The organism is Comamonas fluminis (genome assembly GCF_019186805.1).
In the GTDB taxonomy this organism is placed as follows: domain Bacteria; phylum Pseudomonadota; class Gammaproteobacteria; order Burkholderiales; family Burkholderiaceae_C; genus Comamonas; species Comamonas fluminis.
The window spans coordinates 819699-833772 of the sequence record NZ_CP066783.1; the positions used below are offsets into that span (position 1 = coordinate 819699).

Genomic DNA, 14074 nt, shown 5'->3' on the forward strand with positions numbered 1-14074 from the left:
AAGGATATTTGCAATGCCCGTGAATCTTTCCGCTCCTGTTGCTGCTGATCTGCTGGCGATCAACGGCGTTCGCATCGGCATCACCGAAGCTGGTGTACGCAAGGCCAATCGCAAGGATTTGACCGTGTTCCTGCTGGACGAAGGCGCTGCGGTGGCGGGCGTGTTCACGCAAAACCGCTTTTGCGCGGCGCCTGTGCAGGTTTGCCGTGAGCATCTGGCGGCGGGTACAGGCATTCGCGCCATGGTGGTGAACACGGGCAATGCTAATGCGGGCACAGGTGCTGACGGTCTGGCGCGCACGCGCGCTACCTGCGATGCGCTGGCCAAGGAGCTGAATCTGGCGGCTGCTCAAATTCTGCCCTTCTCCACCGGCGTGATCATGGAAGAGCTGCCTGTGGACCGTATCGTGGCGGGTATGCCCAAGGCGATTGCTGCTGCCAAGCAGGACAACTGGGCTGTGGCTGCCGAAGGCATCATGACTACCGACACCCTGCCCAAGGCCTTCAGCCGCAGCGTGAGCATTGGTGGCAAGGCTGTTTCCATCACCGGCATCAGCAAGGGCGCGGGCATGATTCGCCCTAATATGGCCACCATGCTGGGCTTTCTGGCCACCGATGCCGTGATTGCTGCCGAGCTGCTGCAGCCTCTGGTCAAGGAACTGGCTGACGGTTCTTTCAACCGCGTGACGATTGATGGCGATACCTCGACCAATGACTCCTTTGTGCTGATTGCCACGAACAAGGCGGGCAATGCACAGATCACGTCGCTGAGCAGCGCAGAGGGCGAACAGCTCAAGGCTGCGCTGCTGGAAGTGGCGCAAAAACTGGCTCAAGCCATTGTGCGTGATGGGGAGGGTGCTACGAAATTTATTACCGTCAAGGTCGAAGGCGGCAAGACGGAAGAAGAGTGCCGGCTGGCCGCTTACTCCATCGCTCACTCGCCTCTGGTCAAGACAGCATTCTTCGCCTCTGACCCCAACCTGGGCCGCATTCTGGCGGCTGTAGGCTATGCCGGCATTGCCGACCTGGATCAGACCAAGATTGATCTGTTCCTGGACGATGTGCACGTGGTGGTCGATGGTGGCCGCAACCCTTCGTACAAGGAAGAAGACGGCCAGCGCGTGATGAAGCAGCAGGAAATTCTGGTGCGCGTGGGTCTGGGCCGTGGCAATGCCGCGCAGACTGTGTGGACCTGTGACCTCAGTCACGAGTATGTGACTATCAACGCTGACTATCGTTCGTAAACGAGTCACCCCCTGAGCGGCTGCGCCGCTTCCCCCTCTCTGCTTCGCGGAGGGGGACGACAGCCTCGCTGCGCGGCGGCGCTTGCTCGCTGTCTCTGGCTTGGGGCCCGCCAGTTTTAAGCTGTGCGCTGATGGTCGGTACTACAAATTTAGAAGCTGCTAGCGCTTGTTTCTATTCGGTTTTATCTAGTTTCTGTGGTGAAACCAATTAGTAGCAAGCGCTGACAGCTATAAAAACAGATGGAGATTGGCTTGTGCAAGATGTGATGAACCCTTTGGAACGCTTGGTCGAGCGTGCCGAGCAACTGATGCAGCGCATCGAATCGGTGTTGCCTCAGCCCTTGCAGGCGCCTGCGGACTGGAATGCGGCGATTGCCTGGCGTTATCGCAAGCGTGCCAACGGCTGTGGCGTACTGGAGGCGGTGCGCCATGTGGGGGCCATGCAGCTGTCGGATCTGCAGAATATCGACGTGCAAAAGGAAAAGATTGCACGCAATACCGAGCAGTTTGTCGGCGGCCGCACGGCCAATAACGTGCTGCTGACGGGCGCACGCGGCACGGGCAAGTCTTCGCTGATTCGTGCCTGCCTGCACAGCTATGCGCCACAAGGTCTGCGTTTGATTGAGGTGGATAAGGCTGATCTGACCGAGCTGCCCGACATTGTTGATGTGGTGGCTGGCCGACCCGAGAAGTTCATCATCTATTGCGACGATCTGAGCTTTGAAGAGGGCGAGCCCGGCTACAAGGCCATGAAGTCCATGCTGGATGGCTCGGTCTCTGCAGCCACGCCCAATGTGCTGGTCTATGCCACCAGCAACCGCCGCCACCTGTTGCCCGAGTACATGACGGACAACCTGGCGCAGCAAAAAAGCGAGAACGGCGAGATTCACCCCGGCGAGGTGGTGGAAGAGAAGATTTCCCTGTCCGAGCGCTTTGGCCTGTGGGTGAGTTTCTACCCCTTCAGCCAGGACGAATACCTGCGCGTGGTGGCGCAGTGGCTGTCTGCGCTGGGCATGGATGAAGCCACGATCGAGGCGGCAAGGCCAGAGGCGCTGGTCTGGGCGCTGGAGCGCGGCTCGCGCAGCGGTCGTGTCGCTCACCAGTTTGCGCGTGACTATGCAGGCCGCAGCGAGCGCCCTGCCAGCAGCAACAAGCGTATTGAAGATGTACACGGTCTGGCTGAGGAAGCCGATCTGGATTGAGTGAAAGAGAAGTCAAGTGACTGCTGAAAACACCGCACAAGCGCCGCGCAAGCACACCGAAGTAGCGGTGGGCGTGCTGCTGCGCGAATCCGATGGAGCGCTGCTGATTACCAGCCGCCCTGCGGGCAAGCCTTACGCGGGCTTCTGGGAGTTTCCCGGTGGCAAGCTGGAAGCGGGCGAGACCGTGGAGCAAGCCCTGCGCCGCGAGCTGATTGAGGAGCTGGGCGTGACCATTGGCACGGCCCACCCCTGGAAGGTGACTGAGCATGACTACCCGCATGCGCTGGTGCGCTTGCACTGGTGCAAGGTGACTGAGTGGACGGGCGAGTTTGAAATGCGCGAAAGCCAGCAAATGGCCTGGCAGCAGTTGCCGCTGGATGTGCACCCGGTGCTGCCCGGCTCCTACCCAGTGCTGCAGTGGCTGAGCGAAGAGCGTGACCTGCCTTTTGATGCCCAGTATTACGAGGAACGCCAGCCAGCTTGATTCGCTGAGTGCTTCAAAATAAAGAGCGCCTTGCGCTTGTCAGATAAGGACTTCAGTATGAAAAATACTAAAATCTATTAGCTGGCAAGCGCAAGGCGCTTTGTTTTTTGCAGGCTGACGGGCTCAGGACTCGGTCTTGGGGTCGCCGAACGGCGCATCCTCAGGCGGAGTTTGCGCAGGCACCCGGAACTCTTCATTGCCCCAGGCACCCAGGTCGATATTGCGGCAACGCTCGCTGCAGAAGGGGCGGAACTTGTTGGTAGGCAGAAAAACGCTGGGGCCGCCGCAGGTGGGGCATTGCACCATGGTGGGCGATGGATTGTCAGTGCTCATGGTCTAGATGTATCACAGGCCGAATATGCACGTGCAGCGTGGACTTATGCCATGCGCTGCAGCGTGAATCAGGCGCAGAGCGTGAGCTCGAAAGAAGCGTCTTCGGTGCAGGGCTGGGGCTTGCAGCCATGTTCCTGTTTGAGCAGGCGTATGGACACCAGCAGACGGTTGCCGCTGATCTCGGGAATCAGGTTCAGTTGTGGGTCCATGCGCAGGCGCAGCAGCTGGAAGGTGCGGCCTGCGGGCATGGCTTGCTGGAAGATGCCTTGTTCGGCAGCCACGCGCTGGGGAATGCCGGTTTCGCGCAGCAGCTGCAAAATCAGCTCCAGCGACTGGCCCAGTGGCATCAGCCCGGTTGCCCATTCATCCAGATCGCGCTGGCGGTAGCGTGGGTCCAGATTCAGCCAGGCGTGATAGGAGGGCAGGTCAAAGCCGCAGGTGCCGCCCGGAATGCCCACGCGGCTGCGAATGGACATCAGCCATTCGTTTTCGGTCAGTGCCTGGCCGGTGCGGCCATTTTGTTCGTTGATGAGCTTGAAGCAATGCTCCACCTGGCGTGCCACCTGGTGCAGCATGTGCTGAGAGATGTCGGGGTTGTCGCGCAGGACTTCGAGCAGGCTCTTCTGGCGTTCCAGATCCTTGAGAACGTCGGTCTTGAGATCGCTGCGCGATGCCACTTCCATGATCTCGAAGATGGTGATCAGGGTGAAATGGTGATCAACGGGATGCGCGCGCGTCAGCAGTTCGCTCAGACGGCGATACAACTGCTCCAGACGCAGATAGGTTCTCAGACGCTCGTTAAATGGATATTCGTACAGGATCACGCTTGCTGGGCTCCTAGGTGCACACAGGAACAGCGGTTAACGTGCACATGCGGCGATCACACGCACAGGCCAAGCCATATACGCATCATAGCCCGAACCATGCAGTGATTTGATCGGTATATGCGTTGAGAGCTTCGATCGTGACGCCTTCATCGTTGTAGATGACCCAGTCAGCGGCAGCCAGGCGCTGCTGGCGGCTGGCCTGGGCGGCGATGATGGATTGAACCGCTTGCGCAGTCAGGCCGCTGCGGGCCATGACGCGTGCTACCTGGGTGCTTTCTCTGCAGTCCACCACCAGGATGGCATCGAGCTCTCTTTGGCGGTGGCCGGATTCCACAAGCAGCGGAATATCGTGCACGACCAGCTTGCAGCCTGCAGTCACCGCAGCGGTGTATTGCTGCAGGGATAGCTGAGCAATCAGCGGGTGAAGAATCGCCTCCAGTTGCTGGCGGGTCTGGGCATTGGCAAAGACCAGTTCGCGCATGCGGGCGCGGTTGAGAGCGCCGCTGGCATCAAGCAGATCATCGCCAAACTGCTGAGCGATGGCGGGCAAGGCTGCGCCGCCGGCAGCCGTCAGGCTGCGAGAGATGGCATCCGCATCAATCACCGTGGCGCCACGCTCGGCCAGCCGCTGGGCAACTGTGCTTTTGCCGCTGCCGATACCGCCCGTCAGGCCCAGGCGAAATGGTGTGTTTGATGCTTTGCTCATCGAAGTGTCTTAAAGGCCCACCCAGCCCAGCACTGCCTGCGGCCCCCAGATCAGGGCAACAAAGCCACCGCCAGCAAGGAATGGGCCAAAGGGCACATACCCACCTTCGCGCAGCTTGCTATTGATTTTGAGGGCAATGCCGATGATGGCGCCTACCACTGAGGCCATGAGGATGATGGGCACCAGTGCCTGCCAGCCAAACCAAGCGCCAAGCGCGGCGAACAGCTTGAAGTCGCCATAGCCCATGCCTTCCTTGCCTGTGGCAAGTTTGAAGGCCCAGAAAATCAGCCACAGCGACATATAGCCTGCCACTGCGCCCCACAATGATTGCGAAAGTGGCACCGCAGTCCATTGCAGCGCAGAGGCAATCAGGCCTGCCCAAAGCAGGGGCAGCGTCATGGAGTCTGGCAAAAACGTGGTGTCCCAGTCGATAAGGGCCAGAGCCAGCAGCGCTGCACTGAAGCCGCACCAGGCAAAGCCTGTGGGCGTGAGTCCATCACGGCTGAGGCAGAAGGCAAACAGCGCAGCACAAACCAGTTCCACCATGGGGTAGCGCAGGCTGATGGGTTTTTTGCACTCTGCGCAGCGTCCGCGCAAAAAGAGATAGCTCAGAACAGGAATGTTTTCGTACCAGGCAATCTGGTGGCCGCAGTGCGGGCAGCGAGAGCGAGGCTTGCTGAGAGTGATGGGCTCAGCCGCAGGCGGTAGCTGAATCTTGGCGCCTTTCTCGACTTGCTCTTCAACCCATTGCGCGCCTTCGGCATTCCACTCCTGCTCCATCATGCGAGGCAAGCGGTGGATGACTACATTGAGAAAACTGCCAATCAGCAGTCCGAACACGCCACCGATGGCGGCATTGCTTGCAACTTCGGAAATCATCAGACGACTTGACCCAGTTTGAAGATAGGCAGATACATGGACACCACAATGCCACCAATCAAAGTGCCCAGGAACACGATGATGATGGGCTCCATCAGGCTGGATAGACCCGCCACCATGTCGTCCACTTCTTCTTCGTAAAAGTCGGCTGCCTTGCCTAGCATGTGGTCAATGGAGCCAGATTCTTCGCCAATGGCACACATCTGAATCACCATGGAGGGGAAAATATTGGCGTTGACCATGGCCACCGTCAGGCTGGTGCCGGTGGAGACTTCCTGCTGGATTTTCTCTGTAGCGTTTTTATAGAGATAGTTGCCAGCAGCTCCACCCACGGAGTCCAGTGCTTCCACCAGGGGGACACCCGCTGCAAACATGGTGGACAAGGTGCGCGTCCAGCGAGCAACGCAGGATTTTTCAATCAATACGCCAAATACTGGCATCTTGAGCGTGGTGCGGTCCATGAATTGCTGGACGCGCTCATTGCGTTTCCATGCCTGCATGAAAAAGTAGATGCCACCACCCAGAACGCCGAAGATCAACCACCAGTACTGCACAAAATAATCGCTGATGCCCATCACGAACAGTGTGGGTGCAGGAAGATCCGCTCCGAAGGATGTGAACACCTCCTTGAAGGCTGGAATCACGAAGATCATGATGACCGTCACCACGACAAAGGCCACGATCACCACGGAAATGGGGTACATCAGGGCTGATTTGATCTTGGACTTGATGTTCTCCGTCTTTTCCATATAGGTGGCCAGACGGTCCAGCAGGGACTCCAGAATACCGGCGGCTTCACCTGCTTCGACAAGATTGCAGTACAGGCTGTTGAAGTACAGCGGGAACTTGCGAAAGGCGGCGCTCAGGGATGTGCCCGTTTCCACGTCCGAGCGAATGTCATTGAGCAGCTTGGTAACGCTGGGGTTGTTGTTGCCGCGGCCCACGATGTCGAAGGCCTGCAGCAGAGGAACGCCCGCCTTCATCATGGTTGCCAGCTGGCGGGTGAACAGCGCAATATCCTTGGGCTTGATCTTCTTGCCGCTGCGGGTTCTGCGCTTTTTGATCTTGGAGGGGGTGACGCCCTGGCGGCGCAGCATGGCTTGAATCTGGTTTTCGCCACCGGCACGGGTTTCGCCGCGCACGATCTTGCCGTGTCTGTCCTTGCCTTCCCACTCGAAGACAAATTCTTTCACACTGCTGGACGCTGCTGTCGCCATGGCATTCCCTCACTGATTCTCTGTTTTACTCGTTGGTCACGGCCAGCACTTCTTCAAGCGAGGTCAGGCCCAGCTTTACTTTGTGCAGGCCAGACCCACGCAAGGAGCGCACGCCTTCCAGCTTGGCCTGTGCAGCAATATCCATTGCGCTGCCATCGCGCAAGATGATGCGCTGAATTTCCTCGCTGATAGGCATGACCTGGTAGATGCCGACTCGCCCTTTATAGCCATTGTTGCAGGCAGCGCAGCCCACGGGCTTGTAGCTGACCCAGCTGCCATCGACTTCCTCTTCGCTGTATCCGGCATCCAGCAAGGCCTCATGCGGAATGTCGGCAGGCTGCTTGCACTGCGCACACAGGCGGCGTGCCAGGCGCTGGGCGGTAATCAAAATCACGCTGGAGGCAATATTGAAGGGGGCGATGCCCATATTGCGCATCCGGGTCAGCGTGGTGGGTGCATCGTTGGTGTGCAGTGTTGATAGCACCAAGTGACCAGTCTGCGCGGCCTTGATGGAGATGTCGGCCGTTTCCAGGTCGCGAATTTCACCAACCATGATGATGTCCGGATCCTGGCGCAGAAAGGATTTGAGTGCCGCGGCAAAAGTCAGACCTGCCTTCTCGTTCACATTGACCTGGTTAACGCCAGGCATGTTGATTTCGGAGGGGTCTTCTGCGGTGGCAATGTTCACGCCTGGCTGATTGAGCAGATTCAGACAGGTATAGAGCGACACGGTCTTGCCCGACCCTGTGGGGCCGGTGACCAGAATCATGCCGTAGGGGCGCTTGATGGCGGAGAGGAGGCGCTCTTTTTCCTCGGGCTCGTAGCCCAGCGCATCAATGCCCATCTTGGCGGAGCTGGGATCCAGAATACGGATCACGATCTTTTCGCCAAACAGCGTGGGCAAGGTGCTGACACGGAAGTCGATGACGCGATCTGGTCCCACCTTGAGCTTCATGCGTCCGTCTTGGGGAATGCGTTTTTCCGAAATATCCAGGCGCGAGATCACCTTGATGCGCGAAGCCAGCTTGTCCTTGATGGCAATGGGTGGCGAGGCAATTTCACGCAATTCGCCGTCGATACGAAAGCGGACTCGGTAATTGTGTTCGTACGGCTCGAAGTGCAAGTCCGAAGCACGCATATTGAATGCATCAAGCAGCATCTTGTGCAGAAACTTGACGACGGGAGCGTCTTCAACCTCGGCACCAATGGCGTTGTCTTTTTCGTCAGGTGCATCTTCAATCTTGACATCGTCAAAGTCGAAGTCGCCCGAGCTGGAGTAAGTCTCCAGAGACTCGCTGACACTTTTGCCGGTGTGCTCAAGTAGCTTGTGAAGCTTGTCGGCCTCAACAACCACCCAGTCCACAAACATCTGCGTCGTGAACTTGATTTGTTCGGCGACTTCCTGCTGGGTGGGGTCGGCAGTGGCAACAGTGATGCGATTGCCCCGTTTGCTCAGGGCCAGAACACGGTAGGTGCTGCTGATCTTGGGGTCCAGCAGCTCGCGGGGGAGCTGCGTGGTGTCAACCGCATTGAGGTCCAGCAGCGGTGTGCTGAACATGGTGGAGATTGTCTCGGCAATCTCCAATGCGCTGATTTCGCCGGACTGGCTCAGTTCCGAGATGAAAGGGGTTTTGCTGCCTGCTGCTTTTTTGGCAGCAGCCTCCGCTGCCTGCTGAGAGACCTTGCCAGCCGAGATCAGCGCACGTCCCAGGCCGGGAATAGCGATAGGAGCTGGAGGGTTTTTGGGCAGCGAATCGGCAGCAGCCATTGATCAATCTTCGTAAGAAAAGAAGGTTGATCCTACCATTCCTTACATGTCAATCACATGCGTGCAAGGCCTATGACTGGCATCAATGCAACGCTCTTGCATTGGCTCAATAAACTGGGGAATCCCGACATGGTCGGGGTGAGAGGATTCGAACCTCCGGCCTCTACGTCCCGAACGCCTATTTATTGCCAATAAAATCAATGTGTTGTACGATGAAACCCATTATTTGGGACACTTCGGGGACACGGGCCGGTGGGCACTATTACAAAACGCGGAGAGCTGCAGTGGCAGGCCAAGGTCAGACGCCGTGGCTTCCCTGCGCAGTCACGAACCTTCTCCTACAAAGAGGACGCCGAACGCTGGGTTCGGGCGATGGAGCGCGAGCTGGAGACGACCGGTTTCATCGACCGCCGGGAGGCCGAGCGCAACACCTTGGCCGACATCCTTTTACGGTATGAGAAGGAAGTCACGCCGCAGAAGAAATCCGCAGTGATGGAGTCCACCAAGATCAAGCTCTTGCTCAGGGATGCCGCCCTTACCCAGATCAAGACTTCAGCCTTGAGCAGTTCGATTGTCGCCGCCTGGCGTGACCGCCGCCTCAAGCAGGTCAGCGGGGCAACGGTCAACCGTGAGATCGACATTCTGTCGGCGGCGATCAACCACGCGCGGCGTGAGTGGGGCATTCATATCGAAAACCCCATCCCCTTGGTGCGGCGACCGGAGAAGGCCAAAGCCAGGGACAGGCGCTTCTCGGATGAAGAGATGGTGTACCTGCTCGCCGCTTTGACGGGCGGTGAGCGTCTGTCCGATGGTACGTTCAGCAAGGGGGCTCGCAACCCGTGGCTGCAGCCTCTGGTGGAGCTGGCCGTGGAGACGGCCATGCGCCGAGGGGAGCTGTTGTCATTGCGTTGGGAGTGTGTGAATCTGGACAGGCAGACGGCCTTCCTGCCCGACACCAAGAATGGCGATTCGCGTATGGTGCCCTTGTCGCGCAAGGCTGTGGCGATCCTGCAGGAGTTACAGGGCTTGGCTGGTGCAAACAATGCCCATGAGGGGCCGGTGTTCCAGACGACAGCAATGGCGCTGCGCAAAGGATTCAAGCGCGCCCTGGAACGTGCCCAGCAGCAGTACAAGGAAGACTGCCGAGCAGCCAGTAAACGCCCTGTTCGTGGCTTTCTGGAGGATGTCCATTTCCATGACACCCGCCACGAAGCTGCATCGCGCTTGTCGGAAAAGCTGAGCAACGTCCTGGAGCTGTCCGCCGTGACCGGTCACAAGGACTTGCGCATGCTCAAGCGTTACTACCACCCCCGTGCCGAAGACCTCGCGAAAAAGCTGGGGTAGATAGGCCGCCTGGACTGTGGACAAGGCTGTGTTCTGCACGGGTTGTCCTCGTTACATCGCCCCTTGATGGCTCGATACATCGCCCCTGATTGGGTTCTGGGGCAGGGTTCGTTAGGGAAGGTCTGCACAACCTCGGCCGTGCTGGCGCGATGTGAGACATTGACGACATGAAGCAAATGAGCCTGGGTGGGAGCGGATTCGAGCGCAAGACCAAGAGGACTCGCAAGCGCGAGTTCCTGGACGAGATGAACCTGGTGGTGCCCTGGGCGGAGCTGGTGTCGCTGATCGCGCCACACGCACCCACTCCTGGCGCCAAGGGCGGACGCCCACCGTTTGCCGTGGAGACCATGCTGCGCATTCACTTCCTGCAGCAGTGGTTCAACCTCTCGGACCCGGCCATGGAAGAGGCGCTGTACGACATGGCGCTGTTCCGTGAGTTCGTGGGGCTGGATGCCGGGGAAGACAACCTGCCCGACGAGAGCACCATTCTTCGGTTTCGCCACCTGCTCGAAGCTCACAACCTGAGCTCGCAGATCCTGGCCACCGTCAACGCCACGCTGGCAGCCAAGGGTCTGCTCTTGAAGAGCGGCACGGTGGTCGATGCCACGCTGATCGCCGCACCGAGTTCGACCAAGAACAGCAGCGGCGAACGCGACCCCGAGATGCACCAGACCAAGAAGGGCAACCAGTGGCATTTCGGCATGAAGGCGCACATTGGTGTCGATGCCGACTCGGGTCTGGTGCACACCGTGGTGGGCACGGCGGCCAACGTCAACGACGTGACGCAGGCCCATGCGTTGGTGCACGGAGCGGAAACCGACGTCTTTGCCGACGCGGGCTACCAGGGCGTGGGCAAGCGCGATGAAACGCAAGAGATCAACGTCAACTGGCACGTGGCCATGCGGCCGGGCAAGCGCAAGGTGCTGGACAAGAGCACGCCGATGGGTGCGATCCTGGATCAGCTGGAGCGGGCCAAGGCGAGCATCCGGGCCAAGGTTGAACACCCGTTCCGGGTGATCAAGCGCCAGTTTGGGCATGTGAAGGTGCGTTACCGCGGACTGGCCAAGAACACGGCGCAATTGCACACGCTGTTTGCGCTGTCCAACCTGTGGATGGTGCGGCGCACGTTGCTGCAGGAGATGCGGGGATGAGTGCGTCCAAATGCGGCCAGAGAGCCGTGAATCGGGGCGAAATCGGCCTTCAAACCGACCATGCAAGCCTGAAATCGTCGCCATCCGAAATCGAGTGCATCAACTCACGCTGCGGCGGGTGTTATGCAGATCTTCCTTAGATCGCCCCTTGTTGGTTCGATAGATCACCCCTTGTCTATACCTATAGGGTGTTCCTATAGATTTCCTATAGTTTTTGCTGGTAGCGCTTGCAGTTTCGGTGGAAAAGTCTGCGGGTTGGCTGGGGCAGGTCAGGCTCAATTGTCCGCAAGCGTGCCACGGTCTAATATGTAAAATATTTCAGACATTCTCAAATTCACCGCCAACCATGAACCTGATCGAAATTGGCCATGTCGTGGGCGCCCGACGCGCCGAGTTGGGACTGACCCAGGCGCAACTGGCACACCTAAGCGGCCTGTCGCGCCAGACCTTGGTTGGGCTGGAAAACGGCACCTTGAGTGATTTGGGTGTCAATCGTGTTGGACAGGTCATGGCGGTGCTGGGGCTGGATAGCGCCCAGCCGGATACCCAGGCGCGGCGCAAAAAGCGCGGCTTGTGGATGGCGGCCAAGACGGCCAGTGTCAGCTATGCGGATGAACTTGCCCCCGAGGTGCTGGAGCAAGTCCTGGCCGGTGGCGATGTACCGCCTTCGTTCGCACCACACCTGACCCATCTGCTCGATGAGGCACCGGTGCCCACCGTTGTGATGGCGGTGGAAGAGGCCGCAGCGCATGCGCACCTGCCGCCTCGGCAGGTCTGGCGCAACGTCGCAAAACTCGCGCAGTCGCTATCTGTTCACCGTCGGGCGCTGTGGGCATGAAAGTCGATTCGCTGCCCAGCGGGGCTTGGCAGAGCCTGTTTCCGCGTGCGTTGGCGTTGATCGACGACATCAGCAGGTACGGCGGCATAGCGAACCCGTTCTGGACCTTGGGCGGTGGAACCGTGTTGATGTTCCGCTACCGCCACCGGCTCAGCAAGGACATCGACATTTTTGTGCCTGATCCGCAGTACCTGGGCTTTGTCACCCCACGGCTGAGCGATACGGCGGCGGATATGACCGAGGACTACACGGAACAGCCGGGCATGTTCGTCAAGCTCCAGTTCGAAGAGGGTGAGGTGGACTTCGTATCCGCCCCCAATCTGCTCGATGACGCCTGGGATACCTGGGACATCGGAGGCCGCGCCGTCAAAGTGGAAACGGCTGCAGAGATCATTGCCAAGAAGATGTATCACCGTGGCGACCGTGCCACTGCACGTGACCTGTTTGATTTGGCGTTGGTGATCGAGCGAGAGCCGCAGCAGCTTTTGGTGGCAAAGCCATTCTTGTTGCGCCATCGGAGTGCCTTCCTGACTCAGATTCGGCAGCCGCATGCCAGTCTGCAGGCTGCGTTTGGCGCTATCGCTACGCTGGATTACACACCCAGCTTCGACCACTGCGTGGCCGTGGCGGGTGGATTCCTGGACAGCCTGTAGCGGTTCAGGTGGCGCAGCCAAACCAAGCCGACCTTGCCGACAGTGGGATGGGGATGCAGGGTTGTTGTAGAGGTTCGTGAAGCGTATAAAAAAATGATCAATAATTTGACCAAAAAATGGAAATTGGTTAAATTAATGATCAAATGAGTTCTCATGAATCGCATGTCCTCCTTGAACGCCAACTGCTTCTGCAGCTTGGCGACCGTCTCAAGCGCCTGCGCAAGACCCAGCGCCTGGGCACGGTAGAGCTTGCGGCGCGCGCAGGCATGACGCGCAACACCCTGCGCGCGGTCGAGTCGGGCGACCCCGCACCATCCATCGGCACCTACCTGCGCGTCATGTCCATTTTGGGCGTTGGTGGCGATCTGGCGTTGCTGGCAGGCGATGTCTTGCAACCGGCGCCTGCGGGCTCCGCCGCCGCACGTTCCCGGCATCCCGCGCCCGTGGTGCATGTGCGCGTGCGCGCCGACCCAACCAGGCACCAGCTGCAGGACTTGCAAAGCCTGGCCCTGCATGAAGAAGCCGTGCGGCTGGCCAAGGCCGACCCTGCTCAGGTTCAGCAGGCAAAGGACACGCTCCAGCGCTGGCTGGCTACTGGAGATGTTCGCTCTGCAGCCTTGTGGCGTGAGTGGGAGGACATCCTGAAGGCGGGCGCCTGGCGCAAGGTGTTGGCCCGCACCCGCCGCGCGCAGCAGCTGCGCCAGGCATCACCGCTGGTCACGATCCTGCCGCCCGAGACCCGTCAGGCCATCCTGCGGCAGGTGGGCGAACTCCGGAAGGGTGTCGAGATGGGCGACGAGATGGGAGACGAGATGGGAGATGCACCCGAGGATCAGCTATGACCCGAGAGGAGTTGGAGCACATCATCCGTGCCAGCGGTGACATCACCGACCAGTACGAATTTGTCATCGTCGGCAGCCAATCCATCCTGGGCGCGGTGCCCCGGCCCGAGGATGTGTTCACGGTGTCCATGGAGGCCGATATCTATCCCTTGCTGACGCCGGAGCTGGCCGACAAGATCGACGGGGCCATCGGCGAAGGCTCGCAGTTCCACGAAACCTACGGCTACTACGCGCAAGGCGTCGGGCCGGAGACGGCTTGCTTGCCCGCAGACTGGATGCAACGGGTGCATCGCATCCAGAACCGCAATACTCAGGATCGCATTGGGTACTGTCTGGATGTTCTCGACCTCTTCCTCGCCAAGGCTGTGGCTGCGCGGGAGAAGGATCGGGAGTTCTGCATTGCGCTGCTGCAGTACGGCTACGTGAGCCTGGAAGCCGCCTTGGTGCTCGTGGGCCACATGCCCCTGAATGCCAAGGCGCAGCAGACGTTGCGGGCGACGATGCGTCGGTGGGCAAAGAGTGCCACCTGAATCGCTCCACAGGCGAAGTTCAAATTCCATCTCGCGTAGTTGTTGCCTCTATAGTTG

Annotated in this window: 15 protein-coding genes; 9 read left to right on the forward strand and 6 right to left on the reverse strand. The window is 59.2% G+C overall.

The window, feature by feature from the left end; all coding sequences use genetic code 11:
* The first annotated feature begins 13 nt into the window (after positions 1-13).
* From argJ to JDW18_RS04090, 3 genes are all read left to right on the forward strand, one after another.
* The gene (gene argJ, locus JDW18_RS04080) at positions 14-1243 is read left to right on the forward strand and encodes a bifunctional glutamate N-acetyltransferase/amino-acid acetyltransferase ArgJ (protein ID WP_218242470.1); all 1230 of its coding nucleotides are present in this window, start codon (positions 14-16) and stop codon (positions 1241-1243) included.
* Between the two features lie 266 nt (positions 1244-1509).
* Positions 1510-2445 carry an ATP-binding protein gene (locus tag JDW18_RS04085; RefSeq protein WP_218242471.1) on the forward strand — a complete coding sequence of 312 codons (936 nt, stop codon included), beginning with the start codon at positions 1510-1512 and terminating at the stop codon, positions 2443-2445.
* A gap of 16 nt (positions 2446-2461) precedes the next feature.
* Positions 2462-2929, forward strand: coding sequence for an NUDIX domain-containing protein (locus JDW18_RS04090; RefSeq protein ID WP_218242472.1), 468 nt, complete (start codon positions 2462-2464; stop codon positions 2927-2929).
* 123 nt (positions 2930-3052) lie between these two features.
* Here the strand turns inward: JDW18_RS04090 and JDW18_RS04095 are convergent, their stop codons facing one another.
* The 6 genes from JDW18_RS04095 to pilB all read right to left on the reverse strand — a co-directional run bounded on the left by JDW18_RS04095 (position 3053) and on the right by pilB (position 8659).
* A complete protein-coding gene (locus tag JDW18_RS04095; protein WP_218242473.1) occupies positions 3053-3262 on the reverse strand; it encodes a DNA gyrase inhibitor YacG in 210 nt (69 codons plus the stop codon).
* 68 nt (positions 3263-3330) lie between these two features.
* Complete coding sequence (zapD, locus tag JDW18_RS04100; RefSeq protein ID WP_218242474.1) at positions 3331-4086, reverse strand: cell division protein ZapD; 756 nt, start codon at positions 4084-4086, stop codon at positions 3331-3333.
* Positions 4087-4171: 85 nt separating this feature from the next.
* Positions 4172-4795 (reverse strand): dephospho-CoA kinase, encoded by a 624-nt coding sequence (gene coaE, locus JDW18_RS04105; protein WP_218242475.1) that lies wholly within the window; start codon positions 4793-4795, stop codon positions 4172-4174.
* Positions 4796-4804: 9 nt separating this feature from the next.
* Positions 4805-5674: a prepilin peptidase gene (locus JDW18_RS04110; RefSeq protein ID WP_218242476.1), complete on the reverse strand. Its 870-nt coding sequence runs from the start codon at positions 5672-5674 to the stop codon at positions 4805-4807.
* Positions 5674-6891, reverse strand: a complete 1218-nt coding sequence (locus tag JDW18_RS04115; protein ID WP_218242477.1) for a type II secretion system F family protein — start codon at positions 6889-6891, stop codon at positions 5674-5676. The genes JDW18_RS04110 and JDW18_RS04115 overlap by 1 nt, the downstream gene beginning before the upstream one ends.
* Before the next feature lie 25 nt (positions 6892-6916).
* Positions 6917-8659 (reverse strand): type IV-A pilus assembly ATPase PilB, encoded by a 1743-nt coding sequence (gene pilB, locus JDW18_RS04120; RefSeq protein ID WP_218242478.1) that lies wholly within the window; start codon positions 8657-8659, stop codon positions 6917-6919.
* A 252-nt stretch (positions 8660-8911) separates the two neighbouring features.
* Here pilB and JDW18_RS04125 point away from each other — a divergent pair, with 252 nt between their 5' ends.
* The 6 genes from JDW18_RS04125 (at position 8912) to JDW18_RS04150 (ending at position 14017) form a co-directional block, all read left to right on the forward strand.
* Positions 8912-10003, forward strand: coding sequence for a site-specific integrase (locus JDW18_RS04125; RefSeq protein ID WP_013721479.1), 1092 nt, complete (start codon positions 8912-8914; stop codon positions 10001-10003).
* Positions 10004-10170: 167 nt separating this feature from the next.
* The gene (locus JDW18_RS04130; RefSeq protein WP_218242479.1) at positions 10171-11154 is read left to right on the forward strand and encodes an IS5 family transposase; all 984 of its coding nucleotides are present in this window, start codon (positions 10171-10173) and stop codon (positions 11152-11154) included.
* 346 nt (positions 11155-11500) lie between these two features.
* Positions 11501-11992 (forward strand): helix-turn-helix domain-containing protein, encoded by a 492-nt coding sequence (locus JDW18_RS04135; RefSeq protein WP_013721480.1) that lies wholly within the window; start codon positions 11501-11503, stop codon positions 11990-11992.
* Positions 11989-12645 (forward strand): nucleotidyl transferase AbiEii/AbiGii toxin family protein, encoded by a 657-nt coding sequence (locus tag JDW18_RS04140; RefSeq protein WP_013721481.1) that lies wholly within the window; start codon positions 11989-11991, stop codon positions 12643-12645. Before JDW18_RS04135 ends, JDW18_RS04140 begins: the two co-directional genes overlap by 4 nt.
* Before the next feature lie 143 nt (positions 12646-12788).
* Positions 12789-13487 (forward strand): helix-turn-helix transcriptional regulator, encoded by a 699-nt coding sequence (locus JDW18_RS04145; protein WP_218242480.1) that lies wholly within the window; start codon positions 12789-12791, stop codon positions 13485-13487.
* Positions 13484-14017, forward strand: coding sequence for a DUF6036 family nucleotidyltransferase (locus JDW18_RS04150; RefSeq protein WP_059401739.1), 534 nt, complete (start codon positions 13484-13486; stop codon positions 14015-14017). The genes JDW18_RS04145 and JDW18_RS04150 overlap by 4 nt, the downstream gene beginning before the upstream one ends.
* Positions 14018-14074 lie beyond the last annotated feature (57 nt).

Bases quoted from the DNA above. Each gene is read 5' to 3' on its own strand.
- JDW18_RS04130 (WP_218242479.1), top strand. From the start codon at position 10,171: ATGAAGCAAATGAGCCTGGGTGGGAGCGGATTCGAGCGCAAGACCAAG.
- pilB (WP_218242478.1), bottom strand. From the start codon at position 8,659: ATGGCTGCTGCCGATTCGCTGCCCAAAAACCCTCCAGCTCCTATCGCT.
- JDW18_RS04110 (WP_218242476.1), bottom strand. From the start codon at position 5,674: ATGATTTCCGAAGTTGCAAGCAATGCCGCCATCGGTGGCGTGTTCGGA.
- argJ (WP_218242470.1), top strand. From the start codon at position 14: ATGCCCGTGAATCTTTCCGCTCCTGTTGCTGCTGATCTGCTGGCGATC.
- JDW18_RS04115 (WP_218242477.1), bottom strand. From the start codon at position 6,891: ATGGCGACAGCAGCGTCCAGCAGTGTGAAAGAATTTGTCTTCGAGTGG.
- JDW18_RS04140 (WP_013721481.1), top strand. From the start codon at position 11,989: ATGAAAGTCGATTCGCTGCCCAGCGGGGCTTGGCAGAGCCTGTTTCCG.
- JDW18_RS04095 (WP_218242473.1), bottom strand. From the start codon at position 3,262: ATGAGCACTGACAATCCATCGCCCACCATGGTGCAATGCCCCACCTGC.
- JDW18_RS04135 (WP_013721480.1), top strand. From the start codon at position 11,501: ATGAACCTGATCGAAATTGGCCATGTCGTGGGCGCCCGACGCGCCGAG.
- coaE (WP_218242475.1), bottom strand. From the start codon at position 4,795: ATGAGCAAAGCATCAAACACACCATTTCGCCTGGGCCTGACGGGCGGT.
- JDW18_RS04145 (WP_218242480.1), top strand. From the start codon at position 12,789: ATGAGTTCTCATGAATCGCATGTCCTCCTTGAACGCCAACTGCTTCTG.
- JDW18_RS04085 (WP_218242471.1), top strand. From the start codon at position 1,510: ATGAACCCTTTGGAACGCTTGGTCGAGCGTGCCGAGCAACTGATGCAG.
- JDW18_RS04150 (WP_059401739.1), top strand. From the start codon at position 13,484: ATGACCCGAGAGGAGTTGGAGCACATCATCCGTGCCAGCGGTGACATC.